This is a genomic window from Nocardioides oceani (assembly GCF_030412965.1).
GTDB lineage: Bacteria > Actinomycetota > Actinomycetes > Propionibacteriales > Nocardioidaceae > Nocardioides > Nocardioides oceani.
Genome location: NZ_JAUHJQ010000004.1, coordinates 41917 through 57318, shown reverse-complemented (window position 1 = coordinate 57318; position 15402 = coordinate 41917). Strand labels below are relative to the sequence as shown.

The 15402-nt window shown below is 74.3% G+C and carries 16 protein-coding genes; 8 read left to right on the top strand and 8 right to left on the bottom strand.

Annotation, left to right across the window (positions count from 1 at the left end; all coding sequences use genetic code 11):
- Positions 1–45: 45 nt before the first annotated feature.
- On the bottom strand, positions 46–294 hold the full coding sequence (locus QWY28_RS11620) for an acyl-CoA carboxylase subunit epsilon (protein ID WP_300952718.1): 249 nt from the start codon (positions 292–294) through the stop codon (positions 46–48).
- The gene (locus QWY28_RS11615; protein ID WP_300952717.1) at positions 294–1925 is read right to left on the bottom strand and encodes an acyl-CoA carboxylase subunit beta; all 1632 of its coding nucleotides are present in this window, start codon (positions 1923–1925) and stop codon (positions 294–296) included. The genes QWY28_RS11620 and QWY28_RS11615 overlap by 1 nt, the downstream gene beginning before the upstream one ends.
- Positions 1926–1993: 68 nt before the next feature.
- On the opposite strand from QWY28_RS11615, the gene QWY28_RS11610 reads away from it, so the two are divergent.
- From QWY28_RS11610 to purE, 6 genes are all read left to right on the top strand, one after another.
- Positions 1994–2815 (top strand): biotin--[acetyl-CoA-carboxylase] ligase, encoded by an 822-nt coding sequence (locus QWY28_RS11610; protein WP_300952716.1) that lies wholly within the window; start codon positions 1994–1996, stop codon positions 2813–2815.
- Between the two features lie 71 nt (positions 2816–2886).
- Entirely contained in the window at positions 2887–3396 is a 510-nt protein-coding gene (locus tag QWY28_RS11605) for a PH domain-containing protein (protein WP_300952715.1), read from the top strand.
- On the top strand, positions 3389–4426 hold the full coding sequence (locus QWY28_RS11600) for an adenylate/guanylate cyclase domain-containing protein (RefSeq protein ID WP_300952714.1): 1038 nt from the start codon (positions 3389–3391) through the stop codon (positions 4424–4426). Before QWY28_RS11605 ends, QWY28_RS11600 begins: the two co-directional genes overlap by 8 nt.
- A 103-nt stretch (positions 4427–4529) precedes the next feature.
- Positions 4530–4838 carry a winged helix-turn-helix domain-containing protein gene (locus QWY28_RS11595; RefSeq protein WP_300952713.1) on the top strand — a complete coding sequence of 103 codons (309 nt, stop codon included), beginning with the start codon at positions 4530–4532 and terminating at the stop codon, positions 4836–4838.
- A gap of 42 nt (positions 4839–4880) precedes the next feature.
- Positions 4881–6041 carry a 5-(carboxyamino)imidazole ribonucleotide synthase gene (locus QWY28_RS11590; RefSeq protein ID WP_300952712.1) on the top strand — a complete coding sequence of 387 codons (1161 nt, stop codon included), beginning with the start codon at positions 4881–4883 and terminating at the stop codon, positions 6039–6041.
- Positions 6042–6045: 4 nt separating this feature from the next.
- Positions 6046–6579, top strand: coding sequence for a 5-(carboxyamino)imidazole ribonucleotide mutase (gene purE / locus QWY28_RS11585; RefSeq protein WP_300952710.1), 534 nt, complete (start codon positions 6046–6048; stop codon positions 6577–6579).
- 323 nt (positions 6580–6902) lie between these two features.
- Here the strand turns inward: purE and QWY28_RS11580 are convergent, their stop codons facing one another.
- The 6 genes from QWY28_RS11580 to QWY28_RS11555 are packed head-to-tail and all read right to left on the bottom strand — an operon-like array spanning position 6903 to position 12579.
- Positions 6903–7568: a response regulator gene (locus tag QWY28_RS11580; protein WP_300952709.1), complete on the bottom strand. Its 666-nt coding sequence runs from the start codon at positions 7566–7568 to the stop codon at positions 6903–6905.
- Complete coding sequence (locus QWY28_RS11575) at positions 7565–8845, bottom strand: sensor histidine kinase (RefSeq protein WP_300952708.1); 1281 nt, start codon at positions 8843–8845, stop codon at positions 7565–7567. The genes QWY28_RS11580 and QWY28_RS11575 overlap by 4 nt, the downstream gene beginning before the upstream one ends.
- On the bottom strand, positions 8842–9846 hold the full coding sequence (locus QWY28_RS11570) for an acyltransferase family protein (RefSeq protein WP_300952707.1): 1005 nt from the start codon (positions 9844–9846) through the stop codon (positions 8842–8844). Before QWY28_RS11570 ends, QWY28_RS11575 begins: the two co-directional genes overlap by 4 nt.
- On the bottom strand, positions 9843–10781 hold the full coding sequence (locus QWY28_RS11565) for a D-alanine--D-alanine ligase family protein (RefSeq protein WP_300952706.1): 939 nt from the start codon (positions 10779–10781) through the stop codon (positions 9843–9845). Before QWY28_RS11565 ends, QWY28_RS11570 begins: the two co-directional genes overlap by 4 nt.
- Positions 10778–11947: an alanine racemase gene (alr, locus tag QWY28_RS11560; protein WP_300952705.1), complete on the bottom strand. Its 1170-nt coding sequence runs from the start codon at positions 11945–11947 to the stop codon at positions 10778–10780. Before alr ends, QWY28_RS11565 begins: the two co-directional genes overlap by 4 nt.
- On the bottom strand, positions 11944–12579 hold the full coding sequence (locus QWY28_RS11555) for a M15 family metallopeptidase (protein ID WP_300952704.1): 636 nt from the start codon (positions 12577–12579) through the stop codon (positions 11944–11946). The genes alr and QWY28_RS11555 overlap by 4 nt, the downstream gene beginning before the upstream one ends.
- A 163-nt stretch (positions 12580–12742) precedes the next feature.
- Here QWY28_RS11555 and QWY28_RS11550 point away from each other — a divergent pair, with 163 nt between their 5' ends.
- Positions 12743–14983: a chemotaxis protein CheA gene (locus QWY28_RS11550; RefSeq protein WP_300952703.1), complete on the top strand. Its 2241-nt coding sequence runs from the start codon at positions 12743–12745 to the stop codon at positions 14981–14983.
- Positions 14980–15399 (top strand): chemotaxis protein CheW, encoded by a 420-nt coding sequence (locus QWY28_RS11545; protein ID WP_300952702.1) that lies wholly within the window; start codon positions 14980–14982, stop codon positions 15397–15399. The genes QWY28_RS11550 and QWY28_RS11545 overlap by 4 nt, the downstream gene beginning before the upstream one ends.
- Positions 15400–15402 lie beyond the last annotated feature (3 nt).

The following is a 15402-nucleotide window of genomic DNA, read 5'->3' as shown; positions in this document are numbered from 1 at the left end:
TCGAGGAGGTGCGTCAGTCAGCGTGGCCAGGTCGGCGTGGCCAGGTCAGCGGGGCAGGGCGCTGGACCGCCAGCCGCCGGGGCCGTGGGGCAGCGTGCGGCGCACCGACCGGTGGGGCGCGCCCCACTCCGGCCGCGGCTTCGGCGCGGGCGCCTCGGCCCCGCCCATCGAGGAGAGCACGGCGACGAGCGCCGCGACCTCCTCGGGCGTCGCGTCCGGGCTGACGACCCGCAGCAGGGGCCGGGCCGGCTCCTGCTCCGGGGCGGCGTCGGGGGTCTGCTCGTCGGCGGCCATCAGAGCGGGATGTTCCCGTGCTTCTTCGGCGGCAGGCTGGCCCGCTTGGACCGCAGCAGCCGCAGCGCCCGGACGACCTCGGAGCGGGTCTCGTGCGGCTGGATGACCGCGTCGACGTACCCGCGCTCGGCGGCGATGTAGGGGTTGGCCAGCGTGGTCTCGTACTCGTCGATGAGCTCGGCGCGGCGGGCCTCGACGTCGCCGCCCTCGGCCTCGACCTGGGCGAGCGTCTTGCGGTGCACGATGTTGGCGGCGCCCTGGGCACCCATGACCGCGATCTGGGCGGTCGGCCACGCGACGTTGATGTCGGCGCCGAGGTGCTTGGAGCCCATGACGTCGTACGCGCCGCCGTAGGCCTTGCGGGTGATGACTGTGACCAGCGGGACGGTGGCCTCGGCGTAGGCGTAGATCAGCTTCGCGCCGCGGCGGATGATGCCGTTCCACTCCTGGTCGGTGCCGGGGAGGAAGCCGGGGACGTCGACGAAGGTCAGCACGGGGATGTTGAAGGCGTCGCAGGTCCGCACGAAGCGGGCGGCCTTCTCCGAGGCGTCGATGTCGAGGGTGCCGGCGAACTGCATCGGCTGGTTGGCGACGACGCCGACGGGGCGGCCCTCGACCCGGCCGTAGCCGATGATGAGGTTCGGCGCGAACAGCTCCATGACCTCGACGAAGTCCTCGTCGTCGACGACGGCCTTGATGACGTCGTGCATGTCGTAGGGCTGGTTCGGGGAGTCCGGGATGATCGTGTCGAGCGCCCGGTCGGAGTCGGTGACCTCGAGGTCCGCGACCTCGTCGTAGGCCGGCGGCTCGTCGAGGTTGTTCTGCGGGAGGAACGAGAGCAGCGCCTTGACGTACTCGATCGCGTCCTCCTCGTCGGAGGCCATGTAGTGGGCGTTGCCGGACTTGGTGTTGTGCGTCCGCGCGCCGCCGAGGTCCTCCATGGAGACGTCCTCGCCGGTGACGGTCTTGATGACGTCCGGGCCGGTGATGAACATCGCCGAGGTCTGGTCGACCATGATCGTGAAGTCGGTGACGGCGGGGGAGTAGACGTGCCCGCCGGCGCAGTTGCCCATGATCATCGAGATCTGCGGGATGACGCCCGAGGCGTGCACGTTGCGCTTGAAGATCTCGCCGTACAGGCCGAGCGAGACGACGCCCTCCTGGATGCGGGCGCCGGCGCCCTCGTTGATGCCGATGATCGGGCAGCCGGTCTTCATGGCGAGGTCCATCACCTTGGTGATCTTCTCGCCGTAGACCTCGCCGAGGGAGCCGCCGAAGACCGTGAAGTCCTGGGAGAACACGCAGACCTGGCGGCCGTCGATCGTGCCGTAGCCGGTGATCACGCCGTCGCCGTACGGGCGGTTCTTCTCCAGCCCGAACGCGGTGCTGCGGTGGCGGGCGAGCTCGTCGAGCTCGACGAAGGAGCCCTCGTCGAAGAGCATCTCGATCCGCTCGCGTGCCGTCTTGCGGCCCTTGGCGTGCTGCTTCTCGACCGCCTTCGCGGAGCCGGCGTGCACCGCCTCCTCAAGCCGGCGGTCGAGGTCGGCCAGCTTCCCGGCCGTGGTGTGCAGGTCGATGTCCGCGGGGACGTCGGTCCCCTGTCCGGGACGTTCGGTGCTCTCTGCGCTCACGGTCCGGAGGTCTCCTCGCTGGCGTCGGTGCTGGCATGGTGGTTGAGGCGTGGGTCAATGTAGTGCCCGTGACCGTGACGTCGGCCGAGCGCCCACCCCTTGACGAGACCGTCCTCTCCGCCATCAGCCCGGACCTCGTGCCCGGCGTGTCCGTGGAGGTGGTCGAGCAGGCGGCGTCGACCAACGCGCTCGTGGTGGAACGCGCACGGGCCGGTGCGCCGGAGGGCCTCGTCGTGGTCACCGAGCACCAGACCGCCGGGCGCGGGCGGCTGGACCGGTCGTGGGAGACCCCGGCCCGCTCGGCGCTGACGTTCTCGGTGCTCCTGCGGCCGACGGCGCCGACGCGGAGCTGGCCGTGGCTCCCGCTGCTCACCGGGTACGCCGTCGACAAGGCGCTCAAGGCGGCCGGCTTCGACGCCGGGGTGAAGTGGCCCAACGACGTGCTCATCGACGACCGGAAGGTGGCCGGCATCCTCGTCGAGCGGATCGAGACCGAGCAGGGCCCCTGCGCCGTGGTCGGCATCGGCATCAACGTCGGCCTCACCGCCGACGAGCTCCCGGTGCCGACAGCGACGTCGCTGTCGATCGAGGCCGGCGACCGCGGGGCGCCGGACCGCACGGCGCTCCTCGTCGACGTCCTGGCGAGCCTGCGTGAGGCGTACGACACCTGGCAGGCCGGCGGCGACCTGGCCGGCATGCGGCTGGCGGAGTCGTACGCCGACGCGTGCGTGACCGTCGGCCGCGACGTCCGCGTCGACCTGCCCGACGGCTCGGTGCTGGCCGGCATGGCCACCGCGATCGACCCCTCCGGCCACCTCGTGGTCGACGGCCCGAGTGGCCGGGTGGCGGTCGGTGCCGGCGACGTCGTGCACGTCCGCGCCGCCGGCTGAGCAGGCCCCGGCCCGGTCGGCGCCGGTGGGAACCGCGACGCCGCCGGTGTGATCGGTGACATGATCCTGGCGTGGCCATCTCGCAGAAGCTGTTGAGCGACGGGGAGTCCGTCGTCGTCAGCACCCGCACGCACGTCAAGGCGCTCCTCGTGCCCCTGCTCGTGCTGGTCCTGACGCTCGCGGCGGCGGTGGTCGTCCAGGTGCTGGCCGACAACCGCTACGTCACGATCTTCGTCTGGGCGGTCGCCGCCATCGTGCTCGTGCGGTACGTCGTGTGGCCGTTCCTGGTCTGGACGACCGCGACCTACACCTTCACCGACCGCCGGCTGGTCACCCGCACCGGCGTCCTGACCCGGCGCGGGCACGACATCCCGCTCTCGCGGATCAGCGACGTGGCGATCGAGCTGCACCTGACCGACCGGATGCTGGGCTGCGGCACGCTGGTGATCAGCGACGCCAGCACCCACGGGCAGGTGCGCCTGCCCGACATCCCGCACGTCGAGGACGTGCAGCGCCGCCTCAACGACCTGCTCCACGAGATCCACGACCCGCGCCCCGACCGACGCGACGAAGGTGCCTGACCTGAACCCCGACCAGCCGGCCCGCTCCGACGAGTCGACGGACCCCGACCGGCCCGCGGTGCCCGAGGTGCCTGAGGACCTCCACCGGACGATCCTGGGCGAGGACCCGGCGTTCAGCGCCGTCGAGGTCGCCGACGCGGCCGGGGTCAGCCTCGAGGAGACCCGGCGGCTCTGGCGCGCGCTCGGCTTCCCCGAGCACGGCGACGAGGCGGCGTACACCGACGCCGACCGGCGCGCGCTCGCCACCCTCGTCGACGGCGTGCGGGCCGGCCTGTTCGACTTCGACCTGGCCGTCAACATCACCCGGGCCGTGGGGCAGAACATGGCGCGCCTCGCCGACTGGGAGGTCGCGGCGATGGTCAACCGCATCGACGAGCTCGAGCAGGGCGACGCCGCGACGGGGACCCGGGCGGGCTCCGCGCGACGGTTCCTCGAGCACTTCGGTGCGCCGTTCGAGGAGCTCCTGCTCTACGCGTGGCGGCGTCACCTCGCGGCGGCGGTCGCGCGGATCGAGGCGCTCGGCGCCGACGAGGAGGACCTCCACACCACGACCCTGACCGTGGGCTTCGCCGACATCGTCTCGTTCACCGCGCTGTCCAACCAGCTGACCGAGGAGCGGATCGGCGACCTGGTGGAGCTCTTCGAGTCCCGCTGCGCCGACGTGGTGGCCATCCAGCGCGGCCGGGTCATCAAGAGCATCGGCGACTCGGTGCTGTTCGTGAACGACGACCCCGTCCGGGCCTACGACATCGCCGAGGGGATCATCAACGTGATCGGCCGTGACCAGCGGATGCCCGACGTGCGCCTCGGTCTGGCGACCGGCTCGGTCGTGATGCGCCTCGGCGACGTCTTCGGCCCGCCGGTCAACATGGCCGCCCGGCTCACCGCGGTCGCGCGCCGCAACCGGGTGATCGTCGACGCGACCACCGCCGGCCTGCTCCCGGCCGACCAGTTCGAGACCCGTCGGCTGCCCGCGCGACCGGTCCGCGGGTTCGGCATCGTCGAGCCGTTGGCCGTCCGGAGACACTAAGACCGGTCTCACCCGTCGGGGTGGGGGATGTGTCAGGAAAATGCCACTGGCACTTTCCGGCGTTTCCTCCCGGTCCGGTCGCCGGCGTGCCTACGGTTGCGACGTGTTCGAGGTGCAGGACGTCCGAGTCGATCCCGACAGCCGCCGTGCGTGGCGTGGTCAGGAGGAGATCGTCCTGTCCCGGAAGGAGTTCGACCTCGTCCAGGCCCTGATCTCCCGCGCGGGCGACATCGTCACCCGCGACGAGCTGATGCGCGACGTGTGGCACACGACGTTCTGGACGTCGTCGAAGACCATCGACGTCCACCTGGGCTGGGTCCGTCGCAAGCTCGGCGACGACAGCCGCCACCCGCACCTGATCACCACGATCCGCGGCAAGGGCCTGCGGTTCGAGCTGCAGCCGCCGGCCTGACCGGCCGCGGACCCGCTCGGCCGTCTGCTCTAGGGTGCCGACGTGCCTGAGCTCGCTCCCACGCTGGCCGTCATCGGCGGTGGCCAGCTCGCCCGGATGATGGCCCAGCCGGCGATCGCGCTGGGGCTGCCCCTGCGGCTGCTCGCGGAGGCGCCCGGCGTCTCCGCCGCCCAGGTCATCCCCGACCACCAGGTCGGCGACCACCGCGACCTCCCGACCCTGCGCGCGGTCACGGCCGGCTGCTCGGTGGTCACCTTCGACCACGAGCACGTCCCGACCGAGCACCTCCACGCCCTCGAGGCCGACGGGGTCGCCGTCCGGCCCGGTCCCGACGCGCTGGTCCACGCCCAGGACAAGGGCGTGATGCGCGAGCGGCTCGCGGAGCTCGGCGTCGAGTGCCCCCGCAACGCGATCGTGGCCGACACCGCCGACGTCGAGGCGTTCGGGGTCCCGTGCGTCCTCAAGACGACCCGGGGCGGGTACGACGGCAAGGGGGTGTGGTTCGTCGACGACACCGACGACTGCGCCGAGGCCTTCGCCGTCGCCCGCGAGACCGGGGTGCGGATCCTGGCCGAGGAGCGGGTCGCGTTCCGGCGCGAGCTCTCCGCGCTGGTCGTCCGCGCGCCGAGCGGCCAGGCCGCGGCGTACCCCGTCGTGGCCAGCACGCAGCGCGACGGCATCTGCCACGAGGTCGTGGCCCCGGCGCCCGACCTCGACCCGGACCTGGCGACCCACGCCCAGCAGGTCGCACTGCGGATCGCCGGCGAGCTCGGCGTCACCGGCGTGCTGGCCGTCGAGCTGTTCGAGACCACCGACGGGCGGGTCCTGGTCAACGAGCTGGCGATGCGGCCGCACAACACCGGCCACTGGACGCAGGACGGCGCAGTCACCAGCCAGTTCGAGAACCACCTCCGAGCGGTCATGGACCTGCCGCTCGGCTCACCCGCACCGCGGGCACGCTGGACGGTCATGGTCAACATCCTCGGCGGCCCCGACCCCGAGGTCGGCCGGCTCTGGGACGGCTACCCGCACGCGATGGCGCGCGACCCGCAGCTGCGGGTGCACCTGTACGGCAAGGAGCCGCGGCCGGGCCGCAAGGTCGGCCACGTCAACGCCTACGGCGACGACCTCGAGGACTGCCTGGAGCGGGCGCGGCACGCCGCCGCCTGGTTCCGCGGCGACCTCGGCAACGAGAGCGAGTGAGCAGATGACCAGCACGGGTGGGCCGACCGGGGCGCGCGTCGGGATCGTCATGGGGTCGGACTCCGACTGGCCGACGATGCAGGCGGCGGCGGAGGCGCTGGAGGAGTTCGGGGTCGCGCACGAGGCGGACGTCGTCTCCGCGCACCGGATGCCCGAGGAGATGCTCGCCTACGGCAAGGAGGCGGCCGGCCGGGGACTGTCGGTGATCATCGCCGGGGCCGGGGGAGCGGCGCACCTGCCCGGCATGCTCGCCGCGGTGACGCCACTGCCGGTGATCGGCGTGCCGGTGCCGCTGCGCTACCTCGACGGGATGGACTCGCTGCTCTCGATCGTGCAGATGCCGGCCGGCGTGCCGGTCGCCACGGTCGCGGTCGGCGGCGCCCGCAACGCCGGCCTGCTCGCCGTGCGCATCCTCGCTGCGACCGACCCCGCGCTCCAGCAGCGGATGGTCGACTTCCAGGCCGAGCTGAAGGCCTCCGCCCAGGCCAAGGGCGAGGTCGTCCGGCGCGAGTCCGCGCCGCGCCGCGTCGGCTTCTAGGCCGCTCCCACCCGGCCCGCCCGAGCGCCGGCGCCCCGCTGGTCGAGCAGCGGAAGGCCGCCAGGCCCCACTGCTGGTTGAGCAGCGAACGCCGCCAGGCCCCACCGCTGGTTGAGCAGCGAAGGCCGCCGAGCCCCACTGCTGGTTGAGCAGCGAAGGCCGCCGAGCCCCACCGCTGGTTGAGCAGCGAAGGCCGCCAAGGCCTGAGCGTGTCGAAACCCGGTGACCCGACCGCGGCCTGGGGGACGCCGGGTGGTGGGTCGGGGCCTGCGGCTCCCGCCGGACGGGCAGGCCCGACCGACCCGGCTGAGGGGGCTGGGGAGTCAGCCGGCCAGGCCGTGCTCGTGGGCGAAGACGACGATCTGCACCCGGTCGCGCAGCCCGAGCTTGCGCAGGATCGCCCCGACGTGGGTCTTGACCGTGGACTCGCTTGCGAAGACCAGTCCCGCGATCTCGGTGTTCGACAGGCCCCGTGCGACGGCGGCGAAGACCTCGCGCTCCTTCTCGGTCAGCCCGGCGTACGCCGCCGGGACGGCCGCTCGCGCGCGGAACTGGCCGTCGAGCAGCGTCGAGAGGTCCTGGGGCGCGAGCACCGCGTTGCCGGCGTGCACGGTGCGGATCGCGTCGCGCAGCATGAGCGGGGTGGTGTCCTTGAGCAGGAAGCCGCTCGCGCCGTACCGGATCGCCGTGGCCGCCCGGTCGTCGAGGTTGAACGTCGTCAGCACGACCACCCGCAGCGGCTTGCCCCGCCGGGCTGCCCGGTCGGGCGAGAAGAGCTGCCGGGTCGCCTCGACGCCGTCCATCTCCGGCATCCGGATGTCCATGAGCACGACGTCGGGCTGGAGCTCGTCGACCAGGCGGAGCGCCTCGAGCCCGTCGCCGGCCGCGCCGACCACGCGCATGCCCTCCTGCGCGTCGACGATGACGCGCACGCCCTCGCGGAAGAGCTCCTGGTCGTCGACCAGCAGCACCTCGATGTCGCCGGTCACCGGCCGGCCCCCCGCGGCACGGACCGGAGCGGCACCCACGCGGTGGCGGTGAAGGTCGCACCGCCCGGCTCCTCCCGGCGGCGCACGTCGAGCCGGCCACCGACCGCCTCGAGGCGGCGGCGCATGCCCTCGAGCCCGTGCCCGGCGGTCGCCTGGGCGGAGAGCTCCGCGGGGTCGACGGCCGCCATCGGGCGGGTCTCGTCGGCGGCGGGCGGAGCGCCGATCACGTTGCGCACCTCGAGCCGCAGCTCGCCCTCCCAGTGCCGCTCGACCAGGACCGGCTCGTCTCGGCGACCGTGGCGGATCGCGTTGGTCAGCATCTCCTGCAGCACGCGGAACGCGACCACCTCGAGCTCGGGCGGCAGCGGACGCGGCGTGCCGACCTCGGAGGAGACGACCTCGTGGCCGCTGGCCCGGACGCCCTCGAGGAGGGCGTCGAGGTCGCCGTGCTGGCCGGCGGCCGGCGCTGCGCCAGAGGAGGCGCTGAGCACCTGACGGACGTCCTGGAGCGAGGTGCGGGCCGAGGTGGCGATGTTGGCCATGGTGCGGCGGAGCGCCTCGACGTGGGCGTCGCGGTCGGTGTCGGGGAGGTACTGCGCGGACTCGGCCTGGGCGAGGATCACCGCCAGCGAGTGGCCGACGACGTCGTGCACGTCGCGGGCCAGCTGGGCCTGGCCCTCGCGCAGCCGGGCGATCTCCTCGGCCTGGTCGCGCTCGGCCTCCGCGGCGACCTGGGAGACCCGCGAGGTGCGCGCGCGGTCGAGGAACCGGAGCGCGAGCCCGGCCAGCCACGGGGTGGCCAGCAGCGCCAGGATCAGCAGGCTGGCCGGCACCCGCCAGTCGCCGCCCCGGTAGGCGGTCTGAGCGAGCAGCCGCACCCCGACCAGGTCGAGCGCGCGGTAGACGAGGTCGCTGTCGAGCCAGAGCACGCCGATGACCGCGCCGAGCGGCATCGAGAGGCCGCTGAGCCAGACCGTGGCGGCCCGGCCCCAGCGGGCGCAGCCGAACGCCGCGACCGCGAGCAGCACCTCGACGAGCATCGCGGGGGTTCCGCTGGTGACCTGCACGGCCAGCGCGACCCAGGCCGCCGCGAGCGACCCGGAGGGCAGGGCCCGCGAGAGCCCGACCGCCACGGCGACGGCCAGCACGATGACGTACGCAGCTGCGCCACCGTCGAGCAGGGCGTTCCCGCGGACCTCGATGACCCCGAGGGCCAGCGCGGCGACACCGGCGGACGCGTCGGGGATCCACCGCTGCCAGGCCGGCACGGCGTTCATGCGGCCACCGGGGCCTGGCCGGGGGAGGCCTCGCGCCGGCGCTGCAGCGGCGCCTCGACGTACCGCCAGCTCAGCGCCGCGCACCCGAGCGTCAGCACGACCGCGAGCGGGCCGGCGAGGTCGGTGTGCGGGCGGAGCCAGACGGTCAGCGGGTAGTTCCACAGGTACGCCGCGTAGGACACGGTCCCGAGCCACACCAACGGCCGCAGGAGCGGGGCGTCCACGGTCGTCCAGCTGCGCCAGGAGGACAGCACGACCGCCGTGAGGAGCGCGATGGCCGGGCCTCCTGCCAGGTAGGTGAGCGCGTGACCGCGCAATGGAACCACGGCGAGGAGCCCCAGCGCGCCGAGGGCGGCGAGGACCACCGGCGGTGACGGGCGGAGGTGCTCGGCGTGGACGCGGGACGCCGCGCCGACGACGAAGCAGACCGCCCACGAGGTCGGCAGCGCGTAGGCCAGGTCCGGGTCGGCGCGCAGCCACACCACCGTCGCGACGCAGGCGAGCAGGCAGCCGCCGGCCGCCACGACCAGCAGGGTGCCCGTGCGGCGCCGAGGCACGGCGAGCAGCAGCAGCGCCGGCCAGACCAGGTAGAACTGCTCCTCCAGCGCCAGGGTCCACAGGTGGAACGTCGCGTCGCTGGGGTCGCCGAGGGGCAGGTCCGCGGTCCAGGTGAGCGCGACCAGCACCGTGTCGCCGAGCCGGTCCCGGTCGCCGAGCGGGTCGAGGGCGAGGGTCACCACGACCACGCCCGCCACGAGCACGAGCAGCGGCGGCACCAGCCGCACCGCCCGCCGCCGGTAGAAGCGGCGCAGGTCGATCCGGCCCGTGCGGCCCACCTCGTGGAGCAGCAGCCCGGTGATCAGGTGGCCCGAGAGCGCGAAGAAGACCACGACCCCGACGACGCCGGCGCCCGGGAAGAGGTCCGGGGCCGCGTGCCGCAGCAGCACGAGACCGACGGCCACCCCGCGCAGCAGGTCGATGCCGTCGACCCGCCCCCTCACGCGAGCGCGCCGCGGACGAGCTCGTCGAGCAGCGCGGCGTACGGCAGGCCGGCGGCGGCGAACATGCGCGGCACCTGCGAGTGCTCGGTCATGCCCGGCACGGTGTTGACCTCGTTGAGGACCAGCCCGGCGTCGGTCAGGAAGAAGTCGACCCGCGCGACGCCGTCGCAGCCGAGGGCGGCGTACGTCGCCAGCGCGGCCGACTCGAGCGCCTTGGCGTCCACCTCGTCGAGCGCCGCGGGCACGCGGAGGTCGGCGCCGCCGCCGTACTTCGCGTCCAGGTCGAAGAGCCCGTCGACGACGATCTCCAGTGCGGGGGAGGCGACCAGCGAACCGTCCGCCCGGCGCAGGACCGCCACGTCGACCTCACGGCCGACGACGACCTCCTCGACCAGGACGCGGTCGTCGAGCGCGAGCGCGGCGTCGAGGGCGGCCGCGAGCTCCTCGGGTGCGCGGACCAGGGTGACGCCGTGGCTGGAACCGGCGGCGACCGGCTTGACCACGACGGGGCCGGTCCAGGCGAGGCCAGGAGCGGTCGCGGCGGTCACGAGGCGGCCGGGCGCGGTCGCGATGCCGATCGCCTCCGCCACGAGCTTGGTGACCCACTTGTCCATGGCGACGGCACCGGCGCCGACGCCCGAGCCGACGTAGGGCCGGCCGGCCAGCTCGCAGAGGGCGGCGAGGGTGCCGTCCTCGCCGTGGGGGCCGTGCACCACGGGGAGCACGACGTCGCAGCCGGCGAGCACCGCGACCGCGTCGGCGAGGTCGAGGCGCGTGCCCCGGTCGTCGAGCCACGAGCCGTCGCGGTCGATGCTCAGCCGCACGACGTCGTACGCCGCCGGGTCGAGCGCGTCGGCGACGGAGGCGGCCGAGGCCAGCGAGACGTCGTGCTCGCAGCTGCGCCCGCCGCCGATGACGGCCACGCGCGCGGTCACGCGAGGCTCCTCAGGTGCGCAGCGCCGACGACGCGGCGCTCGAGCCGGGTGCCGGTGCGGGTCGCGGCGCCGAGGCCGGTGACCACCTCGTGGGCGATGGTGCCGGCCCAGCCCGCCCAGTCGGTGGCGGTCGGCTCGCCGGCGTCGCCCGGGCCGAGGAGGGTGACCGGTTCCCCGGGCGGGACCGGGCGCTCGCCGACGTCGACGACGAGCTGGTCCATCGAGAGCCGGCCGACCACCGGCCGCCGCCGACCGCGGACGACCACCTCGGCCCGGCCGGAGGCGGCGCGCGGCAGCCCGTCGCCGTACCCGACGGGGACGAGGGCCAGGTGCGTCGCCCGAGCGGTCCGGTGCTCGTGGCCGTAGCCCACCGGCGTGCCCGCGGGCACCTGCCGCACGGACACGACCGGCGCGGTCAGGGTGAGCGCGCCGCGCAGGGCGGTGGTGCCGGAGGGGTCGATGCCGACCAGCCCGGCGCCGACGCGGCTCATGGTGTGGTGGGTGCGCGGGTCGGTGAGCGTCGCGGCGGTGGAGGCGAGGTGGCGGTGCACCGGGCGCAGGCCGGCCGCACGCGCGGTCTCCAGGGCCCAGGCGAAGCGGGTGCGTCCGCGGGCGTTGCACGCGTCGGACGGGTCCTCGGCGCAGCCCAGGTGACCCATCACGCCGACCACCTCGACCTCGCCGCGCCGCTCGGCCCGGCGGGCCGCGGCGCACAGCGCGGACCAGGTGGCCGGGGCCGCGCCGTCGCGGGCCATGCCGCAGTCGACGTGCAGGTGCACGCGGGCGCGACCGGGGGCGGCGGCGACCGCCGCGAGGTGCTCGAGCCCCGGCACGGCGACGTCGACGTCCGCGGCGATCGCGGCCGCCCAGTCGGCGCCGACGGGGTTCAGCCAGCTCAGGACCGGCGCCCGCAGCCCGGCCGCCCGCAGCGGCAGCGCCTCGGCGAGGCCGGTCACCCCGAGCCAGGTGGCGCCGTGGGCCAGGGCGGTCCGCGCGACGTCGACCGCGCCGTGGCCGAAGCCGTCGGCCTTGACGACGGCCATCAGCCCGCCGCCGGTGCGACCGGCCAGCAGCCGCACGTTCGCGCCGACCGCGGCCAGGTCCACCTCCAGCAGCGGGCGGGTCGGCGCGGCGGGCACCACGGCGCTGGGGCACGGCGCGCTCACGCGGCCACCGCCTCGGCGACCGGGCCGTGGAGGGCGTGGTCGGCGCCGGTGAGCAGCGCCCAGTACCGGTCGCCGTGGCTCCAGTGCCACCACTCGGTCGGGTAGTTGACCAACCCCTCGTCCCCGAGCACCCGCGCCAGCAGGTCCCGCCGCGCCCGGGCCGCGGCCGGGATGTCGGCGGCCGCGGTGAAGCACCGGCCGCCGCTCTGCTCCGGCGTCGCGTCGACCGGCGTGCCGAGGTCGAGCTCGACGCCCGCGGGGTCGCTGCTCGTGTCGACGAGGGTCAGGTCGACCGCCGCACCGGCCACGTGCGGGGCGACGTCGAGCGGGGCGACGAACCGGCTCGTGAGCCGCTCGAGGTGGGCCGCACCGAGGCCCGGGTGCAGGACGGCCAGCTCCGCGGCGTACGCCGTGATGATCGCCTGCTGGTCGGCCGCGCTGCGGTGCCCCTCGAGCACGCGCAGCCGCAGGCCGGCCGGGAGCGCGGCGTCGGCGCGGACCAGGCGCTCGGCCAGCCCCCGCCGGACGAGCGCGCCCGCGGGGGAGAGGTCGGCGCCGAGGCGCACGAGGGGCTCACCGGACTCGACCACCGGCACGGCGCGGACCCGCGGGTCCGCGAGGAGGATCGTCATGCGGACAACGCTGCCGCCCGGCGACCCTCCTCCGCGTCCGTCGCAGGTGCCGGACCGCTGTCTTCGAGGACGAGACGACTCCCTCCGGTGGTTCGGCTCAGGTCCGCCACGCGGCGACCGATGGAGGGGCTGCCGAACATGGATGGAAGGCAGCAGCACACACATGGACGAGATGGACGAGATCGTCCAGGAGTTCCTCGTGGAGAGCCACGAGAACCTGGACCAGCTGGACCGCGACCTGGTCGCGCTCGAGCGGGAGCCCGGATCCCGGGACCTGCTGGCGAGCATCTTCCGCACGATCCACACGATCAAGGGGACCAGCGGGTTCCTCGCGTTCGGGCGACTCGAGGCGGTCACCCACGTCGGCGAGAACCTCCTCGCCCGGCTCCGTGACGGCAAGATGTCGATGACCGCCGCCACGACCGACACCCTGCTGGCGATGGTCGACGTGGTCCGCGAGCTGCTGACCTCCATCGAGGCGACCGGTGGCGAAGGCGACGTCGACGTGGAGGCGGTCGTCGCGCGGGTCACCGCCCTCCTCGAGGGCCGAACGGCCGACCCGATGCCGGGCGCCGCGCCTGCCCTGGCGCCCGCTCCGACCTCCGCACCGGCACCGGACGCCCCCCTGGACGCCCGCCTGGAGGCGGGCACGGCCGTCGCGCCCGCACCGCACGATGCCCAGGACGTGGAGGCCACGGAGCCCGCCCGCAGGAACGTCGCGGACGCGTCGATCCGGGTCGACGTCGACCTGCTCGACACCCTCATGCGGCTCGTCGGGGAGCTGGTGCTCACCCGCAACCAGATCGTGCGTCACGCGGGTGCCCAGAGCGCCGACCAGGAGCTGGCCGGCGCCGCGCAGAGGCTGAACCTGATCGCCAGCGAGCTGCAGGAGGGCGTGATGAAGACACGCATGCAGCCCATCGACCACCTGTGGTCGAAGCTGCCGCGGGTCGTCCGCGACCTGGGCTCGGCGCTGGACAAGTCCGTCGAGCTGGTGATGGAGGGACGCGAGACCGAGCTGGACCGCTCGCTGCTGGAGTCGGTGAAGGACCCGCTCACGCACCTGGTCCGCAACGCGGTCGACCACGGCCTCGAGAGCGCCGCGGACCGCCTGGTCGCGGGCAAGCCGGCGCAGGGTGTGCTGACCCTCCGGGCTTACCACGAGGGCGGCCAGGTCGTCGTCGAGGTCTGCGACGACGGCAGCGGCATCGACCCCGCCCGCGTGTCGGCCAAGGCCGTCGAGCGCGGCCTGCGCACCCCCGCCCAGCTCGAGGCGATGTCCCACGCCGACGTGCTGCAGCTGATCTTCACGCCCGGGTTCTCCACCGCCGCGGCGGTCACCAACGTCTCCGGCCGCGGGGTCGGCATGGACGTGGTCAAGACCAACATCGAGGCGATGGGCGGCACCATCGAGGTGGAGTCCGTGCTCGGGCGCGGCACGACCTGCCGGCTGCGCATCCCGCTGACCCTCGCGATCGTGCCTGCGCTGACCGTCGAGTGTGCCGGCGACCGGTACGCCATCCCCCAGGTGAGCCTCCTGGAGCTGGTCGCGCTCGACGCCGACCGCGCGGCCAGCGAGGTCGAGGACGTCAACGGGGCGAGCGTCTACCGGCTGCGCGGCGCGCTGCTGCCGCTCGTCCGGCTCGCCGACGTGCTCGGCGTCGAGTCGGTTCGCTCCGACGGGCACGTGCTCATCGCGGTGCTCCAGGCCGAGGGCAAGCGGTTCGGCCTGGTGATCGACCGCGTGCTCAGCACCGAGGAGATCGTCGTGAAGCCGTTGACCTCGCGGATCAAGGAGCTGGGGACCTACTCCGGCGCGACGATCCTCGGCGACGGGCGCGTGGCGCTCATCCTCGACGTGCAGGCGCTCGCCCGGCGGGTGCTCTCCGCCGAGGCCCTGGAGCGGGCGACCGGCCACGCCACGACTGTCGAGACCACGGCCGCCACCGACCACCTGCGGATGCTGGTGGTCGGCATCGCGGGAGGACGCCGCGTCGCGATCCCGCTCTCCTCGGTGACCCGGCTCGAGAGCATCGCCGCGTCCGCGGTGGAGCAGGTCGGCAGCCGCGAGGTCGTCCAGTACCGCGGCGCGATCCTCCCGCTCCTGCGGCTCGACCGGCACCTCGGTGCCTTCGGCGAGAAGCAGCACGACGAGCTGACCGTCGTCGTCTACTCCGCCGGCGACCGCAGCGTCGCGATCGTGGTCGAGGAGATCATCGACATCGTCGACGAGGACGCCCAGGTGCGCAGCGACATCGACGACCACGGCCTGCTCGGGTCGGCGCTCGTGCGCGACCGCATCGTCGAGCTGCTCGACGTCCGCGCCGCGATCCTCGCCGCCGACCCAGGCTTCTACGACCACGCTCCCCTCGAGGCGGCGACCGAGCTGACGGAGGCGCTGTGAGCACCCGACTGGTGACCTTCACCCTCGACGAGCGCGTGTACGGCGTCGACGTCGACGCCGTCCAGGAGGTCCTGCGCGGCCAGCCGCGCACCCGCATCCCGCTCGCGCCGACCAGCGTGGCCGGGCTGATCAACCTGCGGGGCCAGGTCCTCTCGGCGGTCGACCTGCGCGAGCAGCTCGGGCTCGCGGCGTACTCGACCGACCAGGAGCCGATGCTCGTGGTCATCCGCGTCTCCGGGGAGCCGGTCGCGCTGCTCGTCGACAGCATCGGCTCTGTCGTCGACGTCGAGGCCGACCAGTTCGAGCCCCCTCCGGACACGCTCGTGGGCGTCGCCCGCGACCTCATCCTCGGCGCCTACAAGCTCGAGGACCAGCTGCTGCTCGCCCTCGACGTCGACCGCGCCGTCGCCGCCTGACAC